This window comes from Streptomyces sp. NBC_00425, from assembly GCF_036030735.1.
In the GTDB taxonomy this organism is placed as follows: Bacteria; Actinomycetota; Actinomycetes; order Streptomycetales; family Streptomycetaceae; genus Streptomyces.
Map to the genome: position 1 here is coordinate 1,880,652 of NZ_CP107928.1, position 14,705 is coordinate 1,895,356.

General features: G+C 73.4%; 13 protein-coding genes. 7 read left to right on the forward strand and 6 right to left on the reverse strand.

Features of this window, described 5'->3' with window-relative positions; translation table 11 throughout:
• Nucleotides 1-199 precede the first annotated feature (199 nt).
• From OHS82_RS07705 to OHS82_RS07715, 3 genes are all read left to right on the forward strand, one after another.
• Nucleotides 200-1,495, forward strand: a complete 1,296-nt coding sequence (locus OHS82_RS07705) for a sensor histidine kinase (RefSeq protein ID WP_328433584.1) — start codon at nucleotides 200-202, stop codon at nucleotides 1,493-1,495.
• Nucleotides 1,492-2,193 (forward strand): response regulator, encoded by a 702-nt coding sequence (locus OHS82_RS07710; protein ID WP_057582473.1) that lies wholly within the window; start codon nucleotides 1,492-1,494, stop codon nucleotides 2,191-2,193. The genes OHS82_RS07705 and OHS82_RS07710 overlap by 4 nt, the downstream gene beginning before the upstream one ends.
• A gap of 125 nt (nucleotides 2,194-2,318) precedes the next feature.
• Nucleotides 2,319-3,089: a methyltransferase domain-containing protein gene (locus OHS82_RS07715; protein WP_057582472.1), complete on the forward strand. Its 771-nt coding sequence runs from the start codon at nucleotides 2,319-2,321 to the stop codon at nucleotides 3,087-3,089.
• A gap of 158 nt (nucleotides 3,090-3,247) precedes the next feature.
• Here the strand turns inward: OHS82_RS07715 and OHS82_RS07720 are convergent, their stop codons facing one another.
• The 4 genes from OHS82_RS07720 to OHS82_RS07735 form a co-directional block, all read right to left on the reverse strand.
• Nucleotides 3,248-4,345 (reverse strand): magnesium and cobalt transport protein CorA, encoded by a 1,098-nt coding sequence (locus tag OHS82_RS07720; protein ID WP_057582471.1) that lies wholly within the window; start codon nucleotides 4,343-4,345, stop codon nucleotides 3,248-3,250.
• A 156-nt stretch (nucleotides 4,346-4,501) separates the two neighbouring features.
• Nucleotides 4,502-5,200, reverse strand: coding sequence for a sigma-70 family RNA polymerase sigma factor (locus tag OHS82_RS07725; protein WP_057582470.1), 699 nt, complete (start codon nucleotides 5,198-5,200; stop codon nucleotides 4,502-4,504).
• Nucleotides 5,201-5,479: 279 nt separating this feature from the next.
• Complete coding sequence (locus OHS82_RS07730) at nucleotides 5,480-6,184, reverse strand: hypothetical protein (RefSeq protein WP_328433585.1); 705 nt, start codon at nucleotides 6,182-6,184, stop codon at nucleotides 5,480-5,482.
• A 391-nt stretch (nucleotides 6,185-6,575) separates the two neighbouring features.
• Nucleotides 6,576-6,875 (reverse strand): hypothetical protein, encoded by a 300-nt coding sequence (locus OHS82_RS07735; RefSeq protein WP_328433586.1) that lies wholly within the window; start codon nucleotides 6,873-6,875, stop codon nucleotides 6,576-6,578.
• A 209-nt stretch (nucleotides 6,876-7,084) separates the two neighbouring features.
• On the opposite strand from OHS82_RS07735, the gene OHS82_RS07740 reads away from it, so the two are divergent.
• Nucleotides 7,085-9,226, forward strand: coding sequence for a SpoIIE family protein phosphatase (locus OHS82_RS07740; protein ID WP_057582467.1), 2,142 nt, complete (start codon nucleotides 7,085-7,087; stop codon nucleotides 9,224-9,226).
• A gap of 8 nt (nucleotides 9,227-9,234) precedes the next feature.
• On the opposite strand, the gene OHS82_RS07745 is transcribed toward OHS82_RS07740, so the two are convergent.
• Together OHS82_RS07745 and OHS82_RS07750 are read right to left on the reverse strand one after the other, a co-directional pair.
• Nucleotides 9,235-10,548, reverse strand: coding sequence for a cytochrome P450 (locus OHS82_RS07745; RefSeq protein WP_057582466.1), 1,314 nt, complete (start codon nucleotides 10,546-10,548; stop codon nucleotides 9,235-9,237).
• 174 nt (nucleotides 10,549-10,722) lie between these two features.
• Nucleotides 10,723-12,078 carry a glutamine synthetase family protein gene (locus tag OHS82_RS07750; RefSeq protein WP_057582465.1) on the reverse strand — a complete coding sequence of 452 codons (1,356 nt, stop codon included), beginning with the start codon at nucleotides 12,076-12,078 and terminating at the stop codon, nucleotides 10,723-10,725.
• Between the two features lie 383 nt (nucleotides 12,079-12,461).
• Here OHS82_RS07750 and OHS82_RS07755 point away from each other — a divergent pair, with 383 nt between their 5' ends.
• From OHS82_RS07755 to OHS82_RS07765, 3 genes are read left to right on the forward strand one after another with little or no spacing between them, the layout of a single operon-like run.
• Nucleotides 12,462-12,650: a ferredoxin gene (locus tag OHS82_RS07755; protein ID WP_057582464.1), complete on the forward strand. Its 189-nt coding sequence runs from the start codon at nucleotides 12,462-12,464 to the stop codon at nucleotides 12,648-12,650.
• A 5-nt stretch (nucleotides 12,651-12,655) separates the two neighbouring features.
• On the forward strand, nucleotides 12,656-13,864 hold the full coding sequence (locus OHS82_RS07760) for an NAD(P)/FAD-dependent oxidoreductase (RefSeq protein ID WP_057582463.1): 1,209 nt from the start codon (nucleotides 12,656-12,658) through the stop codon (nucleotides 13,862-13,864).
• An 11-nt stretch (nucleotides 13,865-13,875) separates the two neighbouring features.
• A complete protein-coding gene (locus tag OHS82_RS07765) occupies nucleotides 13,876-14,682 on the forward strand; it encodes an acetoacetate decarboxylase family protein (protein ID WP_328433587.1) in 807 nt (268 codons plus the stop codon).
• Nucleotides 14,683-14,705 lie beyond the last annotated feature (23 nt).

Sequence of the window (14,705 nt, forward strand, 5' to 3'; positions counted from 1 at the left end):
TTCGACGCGTTCGACGCCCCGGACGCTAGGCGGGCATCCGGACCGGGCACGTCCTTCGCCCGAGCCGTTCGCGGTCCTCCGTGGGAACGAGGGCCTGCCGGCGTCCTCCTTGAGAAGTAGGCGACCGGCGTAGGAGCCGCGCCGGATGTGCCCTCCGGGACGGATCCCACGGGGGCGGGGCGGAGGCGAGAATGTGCCGGTGACGAACGAGACGACCGCGGTGGACCGGGTTCGCGGGGCAGCCCGCCGTGCGCTGCTCCCGACCGGGCCCGCGCCGCGCCTCACCCGGCGCGGCCGGCAGTTCGACCTGGCGGTGGCGGCGGTCTTCGCCGTCACCACCGTGTACTACGCCGTCGACGTCTCGGACAACCAGGTCCGCGAGATCCTCCCCGGCGTGGGGAGGGCGATCCACCCGGCGGGCACGCCTGCCGCGATCGCCCTGAGCGCCCTCGCGCTCGTCACCTCCGGCGCGCTGGTGATGCGCCGCCGCTTCCCCCTCGCCGTGCTCTGCGCGGTGACCTGCCTCGCGCTGCTCACCCCGCAGGACGTCGCCCGGCTGACGTTCTATCCCCTCGTGGTCGCCGTCTACAGCGCCGCCGCCTACAGCCCGTACAGGATTCCCACCCTGGTGGCCCTGCCGACGGCGGTCCTCCTGGTGTACACGTCGGGCTCCTCGACCACGCACGTCTACCCGTATCAGCCGGGCATCGTCCCGAACGAGTACGTGGTCCTGTGGGTCCTCGGGCCGCTGGCGATGGCCGCCAACGGCCTGCGTACCTGGCGGGTGCGCACCGACGAGGGCCGCGCACGGCTGACCGCCGTGGAACACGAGCAGGCCGGCGCGCTGCGTCGTGCCGTCGCCGAGGAGCGCGCCAGGATCGCCCGCGAACTGCACGACGTCGTCACCCACAACGTCAGCGTCATGGTCATCCAGGCCGGCGCCGCCCGCAGGGTCATGCGGGCCGTCCCCGACGACGCTGACGAGGCCCTGCTGGCCGTCGAGGCGAGCGGGCGGGCCGCGATGACCGATCTGCGTCACGTCATGGGCCTGCTCACCATGGACGGCGGCGGCCAGGACGCGGACCGCGCCGGGGACCTGGCCCCGCAGCCGGGGCTGGAGCAGCTGGAGACGCTCGTCGGGCGGGTCCGTGACACCGGTCTGCCGGTCGGCCTCGAGGTCAGCGGAGTGGCCCGCCCCGTACCGCCCGGCATCGGGCTCACCGTCTACCGCGTGGTCCAGGAGGCGCTGACCAACACCGTGAAACACGCGTCCGGGGCGCGGGCGAGCGTCCGCGTCGAGTACTCCCCGGACCTGTTGCGGGTGGAGGTCTGCGACACCGGCGGTGTTCCCGGCCCGGGCGCGGTCGCCGGCCACGGCCGCGGGCTGCTCGGACTGCGCGAGCGCCTCTCCGTGTACGACGGAACCCTGGACAACGGCCGGCGTCTGACGGGCGGTTACCGTGTCGAGGCGCTCATTCCCCTGGAGGCACCGTGACCGAGCCGCCGCCCCGCGTGGTGCTCGCCGACGACCAGACCCTCGTCCGGACCGGCTTCCGGATGATCCTGCGTTCCGACGGCATCGAGGTGGTCGCCGAGGCCACCGACGGATCCGAGGCCGTCGACGCGGTCCGGCGTACCCGGCCCGACGTGGTGCTGATGGACGTCCGGATGCCGGAGATGGACGGCCTGGAGGCCACCCGCCGCATCCTCACCGGCGTTCCGGGCGAACCCCGAGTGATCATCCTGACCACCTTCGACCTCGACCGGTACGTCTACGCGGCGCTGTCCGCCGGCGCGAGCGGCTTCCTGCTCAAGGACGTCACTCCCGAGCAGCTGATCTCGGCCGTCCGCACGGTCCGCTCCGGGGACGCCCTGCTCGCGCCCACCGTCACCCGGCGGCTCGTCGAACGGTTTACCCGACAAGGGACCGAGAGCAGCGCGATCCACCGCGACCTGGCCTCGCTGACCTCGCGTGAACGCGAAGTCCTGGGTCTGGTGGCCCGGGGGCTGAGCAACGCCGAGGTCGCCGGCCGTCTGCACCTGGCCGAGACCACGGTCAAGACCCATGTCTCGCGCGTCCTCGGCAAGCTGCAACTGCGCGACCGCGTCCAGGCCGTCATCGCCGCCTACGAGACCGGCCTGGTCAGCGTGGGCGAGCGGGGTTCCGCGCAGCCGGCCGCCGAGCACCCGTGAAGCGGGCCGGCGGTGGTCGGCGGCGCGGCTTCCCGCCGCGGCGGCGAATTCGCCGTCTCGCTGCGCCCCGGTGTCCGAAAATCCTATGCTGACCCCAGGGTGGCAACGACCTGGGGAGATGCCTGATGAGCGCAGCAGGCAAGGGCACGTCGGCATGGAAGTCGGGGGCCAAGCGGCTGTTGGGCCGTACGGGATTCGACATCGTGCGCAGCAGCAACAACCTGGGGGGCGTCGACGACTTCATCCCCTTCGAGGCGACGATGCGGGCCGCACGGGCGGCCGGCATGTCGGTCGGCGACCACATCGACGCCGTCATGAACGGGACGCCTGGAGCCACCCAGTCCACGATCGACGAACTCCGCGCTCTCGGCGTCTTCGCCGCCGGCCCGAAGACGGTGCTGGAGATCGGCCCCGGGTCCGGACGGTATCTGGAGAAGACGCTGAAGGAGTGTTCGCCGGACCGCTACGAGATCTACGAGACGGCGGCGCCGTGGGCCGACTACCTGGTGAACACGTTCGGCGTGATCGCCATGCCGACCGAGGGGTCCAGCCTCGCCCCGACGTCCGACGGGAGCGTCGACCTCGTTCAGGCGCACAAGGTCTTCAACACCGTGACCTTCCTCTGCGCCGTCCGCTACTTCTTCGAGATGGCACGTGTCACGCGGCCCGGTGGCCGGATCGTCTTCGACGTCATGACCGAGACCTGCCTGGACCCGGCCGCGGTGCGCACCTGGGCCACGCAGGGCGGGACGGGGCACGGGTCCTTCCCGGCCGCGATGCCTCGCACCATGTGCGTGGACCTCTTCGCGACGCTCGGCTGCGGCCTGGAGGCGAGCTTCGTGGCGCCCCTGGGCGTCGCCTCCACGGAGGTGCTCGTCTTCCACAAGGCGGACTGACCCCTTCCGTGATGCGGCCTGAACCACCGGACACACCATTCATGAGGGCCTCCCCGGCCCGGTGGCGCACCTGCATCCCCGACGCCCCCTACCGCCGTGTCTGCGCCCCGGCCCCCACCGGCTGATCGCCGCCTGCCGCGGGGACCACGCGTCCGCGGCTAGAGCCAGCCGTTGCGTTTGAAGCCGCGGTGGATGACGACACAGGCGACGGCCATGACGGCGAGGGCGAGGGGGTAGCCGAAGCGCCAGTGCAGCTCGGGCATGTGGTCGAAGTTCATGCCGTAGACGCCGCACACCATGGTGGGCACGGCGATGATCGCGGCCCAGGCGGTGATCTTGCGCATGTCCTCGTTCTGAGCGACGGTGACCTGCGCCAGGTGGGCCTGGAGGATCGAGTCGAGCAGGGCGTCGAAGGCGGCGATCTGTTCCGTGACGCGCAGGAGATGGCCGGCGACGTTGCGGAAGTACGTCTGTATCTCCGGGTCGACGCAGCTCCTCGGTTCGGTGGCGAGCCGGTCGAGGGGGCGGGTGAGCGGGACGACGGCCCGCTTGAACTCGAGGAGTTCGCGCTTGAGCTGGTAGATCCGGCCGGCGTCGGCGGTCCGGGGGCTGAGCGGGGAGAACACGTCGGTCTCGGCCTGCTCGATGTCGCCCTGGACCGCGTCCGCGACGGCGACGTAGTCGTCGACGACGTGGTCGGCGATGGCGTGCAGAACGGCGGAGGGTCCCTTGGCCAGTTGCCGTGGATCCGCCTCGAGGTCCTCCCGCAGGGGTCCGAGGGAGCCGTGCCGGCCGTGGCGGACGGTGACGACGAAGTCGGGGCCGGTGAAGACCATGATCGACCCGGTGTCGACGACCTCGCTGGTCGCGGTCAGTTCGGCGTGTTCGACGTACGTCACGGTGTTGAACACGGCGAACAGCACGTCGCCGTACTGCTCGACCTTGGGGCGCTGGCGGGCGTGGACGGCGTCCTCGGCGGCGAGCGGGTGCAGACCGAAGAGCTCCGCGGCTCCGGCGAATTCCTCCGCGCTCGGTTCGTGCAGGCCCAGCCAGACGAATCCGCCCCGGTGCTTGCGGGCGTACCGCACGGCCTCCTCCACGGAGTCGCTCGGCGGTCGGCGGACTCCGTCGCGGTAGACGACGCAGTTGACGACCGTCGAACCGAGCGGGGAGCGGGCCGGATGGCTGAGGTCCACACGCCGTCGGCTGCGCAGCGCCAGGTTCGCGACTTTGCGCAGGTGGCCGACCATCGACATGCGGAACCTCTTTCACCGGGGTTCCGGACAGTGTGCCAAACGCCCACGAGCCGGACGTGAGCCGGACCTGCCGGAACGCCCGGACCCCCGCGGGCGCGCCGATGTTCCGGCGACCGGCCCGGCGCCCCTGGGCACCGGGCGGGCCGGGACTTCGTGTCAGGCGGCGACCGCGGTCAGGACCTCCGCCCCGTCCCCTCCCTGGGCCCCCGCGGCCCTCGCGGCCCCTGCGGCCCCCTCGGCTTCCTCGAGGAGGCCGACGAGGGTCGCGCGGGCCCGGGCCACCCGCGAGCGGATCGTCCCGACGGGGCAGCCGCCGGCCTCGGCCGCCTCCGCATAGGGCAGGCCCGCCAGTTGCGTGAGGACGAACGCCTCCCGGCGCTCGGCGGGCAGCGCGTCCAGCAGGTCGAGCAGGGCCACGCCGTCGTCGAAGCCGGGCAGACCGCCGGGCTGGGCGCGCTCGGCCCAGATCGTCCAGTCGTCCACGTCGGCCCGGCGCGGCCGGGCGGCGGCGTGACGCAGGCTGTCGACGACCGTGCGGCGCGCGATGGACAGCAGCCAGGTGCGTGCCGAGGAGCGCCCCTCGAACCGGTGCAGGCTGCCGAGCGCCCGCAGGAACGTGTCCTGCGCGAGGTCGTCGGCCAGCTGGCGGTCGGCGGAGAGGTATGTGACGTAGCGGACGACGTCCGGGTGCAGGGCCCGCACGAACCGGTCGACGGCGTCGGGATCGCCGGTGCGGGCGGCGAGCGCCCAGCCGGTGGCCGCGTCGTCCGGCTGCGTCGTCGTGAGGTGCTGGTCGAACGCCGTGCGCCGCGTGTCGCGCTGTTCGCACGACAGGGGGAGGACAGGAGTGATCACCTGATGTCCTTCTCGGGTGGTCCGGGACGATCGACGCGACGCGAGGCGACGCAACGCGACGTGGCACGGCACGGCACAGCACCCGGGCAGGTGCCCGGGCAGGCGCCCGGGCAGGCGCCCGGAGGGCCGTGCACGGTGTGAGGTCCGCCGCTGCGGAAGGTCCCGGACTGGAGGGGATGGGGACGGGGACGTACGACGTGTGCGTCCCGTGCCCGAAGCCACAGCCGACGGACGCGACGAACGCGGCGCCGGCGTGACGGCTTCGGGAAACCGGCTGTCTCAGACGACAGCGGTCCCGGCCGGAGGCCCCCGGGAGATGATCGTGTGGGTGAGCGTCAGCCGCGGGATCCGCTCGGCGCGCTCGCGCGTCGGCCGCAGGCGGGGCCGGCGCGGTGGGACGGGCAGGGCCGCGAGCGGCAGGAACAGCGGCGCGGCGAGCCGGCCGGCGACGGCGCGCAGGAGCCGGAAGGCGGCCCGCTCGCCGTGGGCCAGCCACAGACCCGTCAGCAGGGCGGCCAGCGTGTGGGCGGCGAGCATGCCCAGCGACGACATACCGCCGGTGCCGTGCGCCAGGTGCCCGAGGTGCTCGGCGTGCGCCGCATGCCCGATGTGCCCGGAGCCCATGGAACCCATGTCCATCGCGTCCATGGACATCGAGCCCGCCGGCATCGAGCCCGCCGACATGCCGCTCATGTCCTGCGCCGTGGAACCGTTTCCGGACACCGGCGCCGCCGACCGGCCCCAGGAGAAGGCCGAGTGCAGCGCCCCCTGCGCGACGACCACGACGGACACCACCAGCGGGAGTCCGCGCTCACGGCCCGCCAGAGCCCAGCCGACGCCGCTCGTGACGGCGAAGCCGGCGGACATCGTCCACCACGGCACGGCGGAGCCCGACATGAGGACGTGTCCGAGGGCAGCGAGCAGTACGCAGACGGCCGCGAACACCGCGGCGCGTACCGTGCGCGCACCCCACCCAGCAGTCATGACGGCCTCATCCTCGCATCCGGGCTCCGCTCGTCACGGGTGGGTACGCACAACACCCCGGCCCGCCACTCACTTTACGAGGAGTGATACAGGACACAGCGCCTTGCGGCGGTGCGTCAGACCGCAAAGCGCCCCCGCCGGGTGGCCGTGCCGGCGGCCGCACGCCGTGAGCGCGAGCACTCCGCCCGCTCACGGGGGAGGCCGTCCTGATGGGGCGGCAGGTAGCGCGCCGGACCGCTTGTCGAGAGCCGCGCACCGCTCCCGCACCACGCGTTCGCGGACCTCGTCACCCAGATCCTCGCCGGCGTCCCGCGTGCGATGGGCGTCCTCGGACGAGTCGCCGAAGACGAGTGTCCAGCCGTCCAGCAGCGCACTGATTCGCGTCCGCGACCTACAGACGGCCGAGCGCCCAGCCGGGCCTGCGGGCCGTTTCTCGCGAGCCGGCCGAGGCGGCACCGGCGAGGGCCTCGGCGAGCGCGGGCTCGCCGATCCGGCACAGCACGTCAGCCGAGACGGCCCGGTCCACGGGCGGCTGCTCGTCGCAGAGCACCGCGAGCACGGGCGCCGCGGCTTCAAGGCCTCGTCCCACGAGGATGTCACGGGCGGTCCGGGTCTCCTCCCAGGAGCCGGAGAGGTCGTCGATCAGCGGGTTTCGGTCCTCGACGGGGACTGTGGCGCCGGGGGCCGACAACGCCCCGGGCCACGAGGGGGACCGTCGCCCGCGGCACGGCCGGCCGTCGACGAGGCGAGCTGACCCGTGCGGCCGATCGCGCCGGCCCGCTGCCGACCGGGGCGTTCGCGCACTGCGAGACCGGCGCGCGCAGGGGGCGTAAGGTCCGGTAATGAGGGAGTCACTCCTGACCGCGCTCCCTGGCCCTGCGTTCCGGGGAAGGTGAGAACGTGGCGGACGCTGCCGCCGAAGACCACCGTGCCGGTTCCGGTCCGGAGCTGCTGGAGCCGGTGCTGGTCGAACTCGCGCGGCGGACCGGCGCCTCCGTGACCGCCGTCTATCTGCTGCAGGAGGACGAGCCGGTCCTGCGGCTGACCGCGCTGGGCGGGACCCCGTGGGAGATCTCCATGCCCTGGGCGCGCGTGCTGCTGGACGCCGTCTCGCCGGTCTCCGACGCGGTGCGGGAGCGGCGTCTGGTGTGGGTGGGCGGGCGTGAGGAGATGGCGCGCCGTTATCCGCGGCTGGCGCTCGTCGTGCCGTACCGGTTCGCGCTGGCCGCCGCCGCCGTGGCCACCGGCGCCGACGTCTGGGGCGGACTGGTGCTGCACTGGCCCGCCTCGCACCCGCCGGAGCTGAACCCGCGCGAGCGGGAGGCCATCACCGGCGCGTGTCACCGGCTGGGCCTGGTCCTGCGGCACGCCGCCGAGGCGGGGCGGCCGGTGCGGCCCGGCGCGGAACCGCTGATGCTGCCGCCGCTGCGGGCCCGGACCACGGGACCGGACGAGGCGCAGGCGGCGGTCGACTTCGTCGAGCGCATCCCCGGCGGCTGCTGCTCACTGGGCGTGGACGGCCGTATCGCCTTCGTCAGCACCAAGGCCGCCGAACTGCTCGGCGCCGACGTCGAGACCCTGCTCGGCACGAAGCCGTGGGAGGCCCTGCCCTGGCTGGACGAGCCGACCGCCGAGGACAGCTACCGGGCGACCGTGCTCAGCCGGGAGCCGGTGTCCTTCACCGCCCTGCGCCCCCCGGACCGGTGGCTGTCGTTCCGGCTCACCCCGGACGCCTCGGGCATCAGCGTGCACATCGCGCCCACCCATTCGGCCCACACCCACCCGCCGGTCTCCGGCCCGCCCGGGCCGGAGGCGGGCGCGTCCACCGCTCCCGGGCGGGCCGCCACCCTGTACCACCTGATGCATCTGGCCGCCACGCTCACCGAGGCGGTCGGCGTGCGGGACGTGGTCGACCAGGTCGCGGACCAGATGCTGCCCGCCTTCGGCGCGGCGGCGCTCGCCCTGATGACCGCCGAGGACGGCAGGCTGCGGATCATCGGCTACCGCGGCTACTCCGCGGACGTCATGGAACGCTTCGACGCCGAGCCGCTCACCTCCGCCACCCCGGCCGTGCACACCCTGACGACGGGCGTGCCCGCCTTCTTCGGCGACTTCGCCGAGCTCAAGCGCGCCTATCCGCCCGCGGTGCTGCAGGACGGCATGGGGGCCTGGGCCTTCCTGCCGCTGATCACCTCCGGCCACCCGGTCGGTTCCCTGGTGCTCGCCTACGACCGGCCCCGCGCCTTCGCCGCCGAGGAACGCGCCGTCCTCACCTCCACCGCCGGGCTGATCGCGCAGTCCCTCGACCGCGCCCGCCTGTACGACAACAAGCACCAGCTCGCGCACGACCTGCAGGCCGCCCTGCTCCCCCACGCCCTGCCCGGCGTCCCCGGCCTGGAGGTGGCCGCCCGCTACCTTCCCGCGACCCGCGGCATGGACGTCGGCGGCGACTTCTACGATCTGATCCGCCTCGACGCCACCACCGCCGCGGCGGCCATCGGCGACGTCCAGGGCCACAACATGACGGCCGCCGCTCTGATGGGGCAGGTCCGCACCGCCGTCCACGCCACCGCGGGCGCGCCCCCGGACGAGGTCCTCGCCCGCACCAACCGGCTGCTCACCGATCTCGACCCCGGACTGTTCACCAGCTGTCTGTACGCCCACATCGACCTCACCGGGCAGCGCGCCTTCCTGGCCACCGCCGGGCACCCGCCCCCGCTGCTGCGCCACCCCGACGGCCGCACCGAGATCCTGCAGCTGCCGCCGGGGCTGCTGCTGGGCATCGACCCCGACGTGTCCTACTCGTGCACCGAGGTCCCGCTGCCGCCCGGCTCCGTGCTGGCCTTCTACACCGACGGGCTCGTCGAGGCGCCCGGGGTGGACCTCGGGGACTCCGTCGTCGCCCTCGCCCGCCGGCTGGAGCGGGCCGGTCCGGGCACCCTGGACGCCCTCGCCGATGCGCTCATCCAGCACTCCCGTCGCTCCGCGCCCCGCAGCGACGACATCGCCCTGCTCCTCGTCCGCCCCACCGGGCGGCCCTGAGCCGGCGCTCAGGCCAGGGTGACCTCGACCGGCAGCTTCTTGATGCCGTTGACGAAGTTGGAGCGGACCCGGGGGACGTCGCCGGCCAGCCGGATGTCGGCGATCCGCGGGATGAGCTCCTCGAACATGATGCGGATCTCGGTGCGGGCGAGCAGGTTGCCCAGACACAGGTGGGGGCTGCCCTTGCCGAAGGTGACGTGGTCGTTGTGCGTCCGGGCGACGTCGAAGTCGTACGGGTCGCCGAAGACGGCCTCGTCGCGGTTGCCGGAGGCGTACCACATGACGACCTTGTCGCCCTCCCTGACCCGCTTGCCCCCGAGTTCGACGTCCCGGGTGGCGGTGCGGCGGAAGTGGTACACCGGGGAGGCCCAGCGCAGGAACTCCTCGACCGCCGTCGGGATGAGCGAGGGGTCGTCCCGCAGCCTGGCGAGCTGGTCGGGGTGCTGGAGCAGGGCCAGCATGGAGTGGGAGATGGTGTGGCGGGTGGTCTCGTTGCCGGCCACCACCAGCAGCAGGAAGTAGTTGTCGAAGTCCTGCGCGGAGAGCGGGACCCCGTCGCGCGGGACGGTGTTGACGAGCTTGGACACCAGGTCCTGGCCGTCGCCGCCGCGCCGCTGCCGGGCCAGCTCGCGGCCGTACTCGAAGACCTCGAGCGAGGCGGGCGAACGGAACGGCAGGTCGCGGTACTTCTCGCTCTCCGCACTGTGCAGGAGCACGTCGGCGTAGTCGGGGTCGGTGTTGCCGATGATGCGGTTGCCCCAGTCGATGAGCTGCTGGTTGTCCTCCGGCGGCACGTCGAGGAGCCGGGCGAGCACGTTGATGGGGAAGTCGGCGGAGACGTCGGCGACGAAGTCGAACGAGCCCTTGGCCAGCGCCGCGTCCAGGGTCCTCGCGGTCAGGCCGCGCAGGAAGTCGCTGTAGCTGTTGATGACGCCGGCGCCGAACTGGCGCTGGATGACGCTGCGCAGGGCGCGGTGGCGGACGCCGTCCATCTCCAGGATCGAGGCGCGCTTCTTGATCTGGTCCTCGTCGACCTCCTCCAGGTTGACGAAGCGGGTGGAGGTGAAGGTCTCGGCGTCGCGGTCGACGCGTGCGATGTCGGCGTGCCGGGTGACCGCCCAGAAGCCGGAGTTGGGGGCCTCCTCGGGCTGCCAGTGGACCGGGTCCTGGTGGCGCAGGGTGTGGAACATCCGCCACGGGGTGACGCCGTCGGCGAAGTTGTCGAGGTCGGCGAGGTCCACCCGGTCCAGCGGCAGGGGCTCTTCCAGGGCGGCGCGCAGCTCGGCCCTGCTGGTGGGGACGGCGGCGGTGGGGCTGTTCATAGGTGGTCTCCTGTGCAGGGCGGAGCGGAGTGGGACGGGGCGGCCGGGCTGGGGCGGCCGGGGCTCGGGGCGATCGGGGCTGTCGGGGTTGGGACATCCGGCCGGGCGCGAGGGCGCGGGCTCGGGGCGGCCGCGGGCTCGGGGAGGGCACGGTTCGGGGCGGCCGACCCGGCCTCAGAGGTGGTAGGCGTACTCGGTGAACTCCCAGTCGGTGACATGCCGGCCGAAGCGCTCGGCCTCGTTGCGCTTGTAGGCGAGGAAGGAGGCGGTGAAGTCCTTGCCGAGGAGATCGGTGAGTGCGGTGTCCGCCTCCAGCGCGTCGAGCGCCGCCGGCAGGCTCGTGGGCAGCAGGGCGGAGCGGGTGGTGTCGTACCCGTAGCCCTCCAGCGGGGCGGCCGGCTCCTCGCCCGCCCGGACGCCGAGCAGGGCGGCGGCGATCGTGCCCGCGACGAGCAGGTAGGGGTTGGCGCCGGCGTCGCCGAGACGCAGTTCGAGCCGGGCGCCGCTGCCGCGCTCCGGCGGGATGCGGACCATGGCGCTGCGGTTGTCGAGGCCCCAGTCGATCAGCCACGGCGCGAGGGTGTCGGGGCCGAAGCGCTTGTACGAGTTCACGGTGGGGTTGGCCAGTGCCGCGAGCGCCGGTGCGTGGGCGAGGATGCCGGCGACGGCGTGCCGGGCCGTGGCCGAGAGGCCGTGGGCGCCGGCCGGGTCGTCGAAGGCGTTGTCGCCGTCGGCGTCGTCGCAGGACAGGTGGAGGTGGAAGCCGGAGCCTCCCGCGTCGCCGAAGGGCTTGGCCATGAAGGTGGCCAGCCTGCCCTCCTTGCGGGCCAGTTCCTTGACCGCGGCCTTGAAGCGGAAGGCGCGGTCGGCCGCGTCGAGGGCGTCGGAGTGCGTCAGGTTGATCTCGATCTGGCCGCCGTCGAACTCGTGGTTGCCGTTGGTGACGCCCAGACCGAGGTCGCGCAGCTGGCGCAGGGTGCGCAGCAGATGGTTGCCGGGGTCGGCGCGCAGGCCGGCTGTGTAGACGGCGCCGGTCGTCTCCGGGGCGCGGCGCCAGCCGGTGGGCGTGCCGGGGGCCGGTTCGAGGAGGAAGTACTCCAGCTCTGGGCCGACGACGGGTCGCAGTCCCTGCTCGGCGCAGCGGGCCAGGACGGTGCGCAGCAGGTCGCGCGGGGATTCCGCGGCGGGTTCCCCGGTCGCCGGGTCGCTGACCTCGCCGAGGCAGGCGGCGACGCCGGGTTCCCAGGGCAGGGGGACGGCCGTGGACAGGTCGGGGCGTACGCAGACGTCCGGCAGCCCGGCGTCGAGGCCGCCCGGCACCGGGACCACGTCGCCCTGGGGGGTGGTGTGGTAGACGGCGCGGCAGAAGGCCAGGCCGTGCTCGTCGGCCGAGGGCAGGTGGTCGAGCAGGACGTCGCGGGCGCGGTCGGTGCCCATCAGGTCGGGGTACTGGACCCGGACCACGTCGACGCCCTCGGCGGCGAGCCGTTCCATGTGCCGGCGGATGTCTGGGCTGTCGGATGCGCTCACCGGGTTCTCCTAGGGCGGAAAGGCGGGCTCCCCGGGGGCTTCGGCCGGACGGGAAGGCACTGAGGCGGCGGGTCCGGGGCCGGGAGGGAGCGGGAGGACGGTCCCGGGCGAACCCCTGGAGCCGTTCGTTTGATCCCGAACGGTATGGAAGGGAGTCGTGGCCCGCAAGGGGGCGGTGCAAAAAATTTATCCATCTGGACAGGTATTGACCAGGGGGCGGCGGCTTCCTATGTTGTTTGACGCCAAACGAGTCAGGGCGGCTCTCCCGCCGCCCTGTGGCACCGGGGCCCGGCCCTCACCGGACGCTGTCGGTCCGCACCGGGCCGGGCCCTCCCGTCTCCTCCCCCTCCGCTCCGACGCGCCCACCCCTCAGGAGAACCGTCATGAAGGTCGTCGTCGACATGAACAAGTGCCAGGACCACGGCCAGTGCGTCTTCGCCGCCCCGGACGTCTTCTCGCTGGACGACGACGGGCGGCTCGCCTACGTCCCCGACGCCGACGACGCGCTGCGCGACGAGGTCGAGGAAGCCGCCGACGTCTGCCCCCTGCAGGCCATCCGGATCGAGGGCTGAACTCCATGACCGGGACGATCGTCGTCGCGGGCGGCTCGATGGGCGGACTGCGTGCCGCCGAGCAGCTGCGCGCGGCGGGCTGGACCGGGGCCGTCACCGTCGTCGGCGACGAGCCCCACATGCCCTACAACCGCCCCCCGCTGTCCAAGGACGTGCTGGCGGGCAAGGCGCCGTTCGCGTCACTGGCCTTCACCCCGAAGGCGGCCGCGGCCGACGTGGAGTGGCGGCTCGGCACGAAGGTCGTCGCCGCCCGGCTCGACGAACGGACGGTCACCCTCGACGACGGCCGCGCGCTGTCCTACGACGGGCTGGTCGTCGCCACCGGGATGCGGCCGCGACGGCTGCGCTGCCCCGGGCCGCTCGCCGGCCGCCACACCGTCCGCACCCTGGACGACGCGAAGGGCCTGCGTGACGAGCTGACCGGACCCGGCGTCCGGCTGGTCGTCGTCGGCGCGGGATTCATCGGCTGCGAGGTCGCAGCCACCGCCGTCCGTCTCGGCGCGGCCGAGGTGACCGTCGTCGACCCGCTGCCCCTGCCCATGGCCGGCCCGCTCGGCGAGCTGCTGGGCCGCGCGCTGCTGAAGCGGCACGAGGAGCGCGGGGTGCGCTTCGCGCTCGGCACGGGCGTGGCCGGCTTCCGGGGCGAGGAGCGGGTGAGCGGCGTCGTCCTCGCGGACGGCCGAGTGCTGCCCGCCGACGTGGTGGTCGAGTCCGTCGGCTCGGTCGCCAACGTGGAATGGCTCGACGGCAACGGCCTCGACCTCGCCGACGGCGTCCTCACCGACGAGCGGCTGCGGGTCGGCGGCCGGTCCGACGTGGTCGCCGTCGGCGACGTGGCCCGATTCCCCAACGCCCGTTACGACGGCGTGCCCCGCCGCGTCGAGCACTGGTCGATCCCCACCGACACCGCCAGGCACGCCGCGAAGACCCTGGTCGCCGGTCTCACCGGCGCCGGCCCGGAGCCCGGCCCCTTCGCCCCGCTGCCCACCTTCTGGAGCGACCAGCACGACTTCCGGCTGCAGTCCTTCGGGGCGCCCGGTCTCGGCACGGACGACGTACGCGTCCTGGACGGCGACCCCGACGGCGACGTCCTGGTCGGCTACCACACCGGCGGCCGGCTGGTCGGCGTCGTCGCCCTCGGCGGTCCGGCGGCCGCGACGGCCGCCGCCCGCTACCGCGCCCAGTTGCTGAAGTCGCCCGCCCTCACCCCGTAAGGAAGCCCGTCATGTCCTCTGTCCGTGGATACTTCCACCCCAAGACGGCGACCGGCGCCTCGTCGCTGATCCCGTCGCCGCCGTGGCGCTACTCCGGCGACCTGCTGACCGTCGAGTACCGGACCGACCCGGCCCGGGTGCGCGAACTGCTGCCCGAGCCGCTGGAGCTCGCCGACGAGGACCCCGGCGCGGTGGCGTTGATCTGGGCCGACTGGCAGTCCTGCGCCGCCTCCGGCGACGAACTGCTCGACCCGGTGCTCTCCCAGTACAAGGAGGCGTTCGCGGTCGTCCGCTGCGCGTACCGGGGGCAGACCTACTCGCGGTGCGTCTACATCTGGGTGGACAAGGACTTCGCCATCGCCCGCGGGCTGCACCAGGGGTATCCGAAGAAGCTCGGCTCCATCCACCAGACACGGCCGCACCCCTACGGGCCGGCCCCGCGCATCGAGGCGGGGGCCCGGTTCGGAGCGACGCTGGCAGCGGCGGACCGGCGGCTCGCCCAGACGGTGGTGACGCTGCGCGAGCCGTCGGAGACGAACGGGTTCGTCAACGCGCACCCCATGGCCCACCACCGCTGGCTGCCCTCCATCGAGAAGGGGAGGGGGCCGGCCCTCGACGAGCTGATCGAGACCGGTGCGGCCTCCTTCGAGGCGGGCCCCGCATGGGTCGGCGAGGCGGAACTCGAGCTGTTCGAGGCGCCCACGGAGGAACTGGCCCGGCTGGAGATCCGCGAACCGATCGCCGCCTACTACCGACAGGTCGGCGTTGTCTGGGACGGCGGCCGGCTGCTGGAGTCCGGCACGTCCGGCGCCGAGTAACCCCCTCACGCCTCACAGAACTT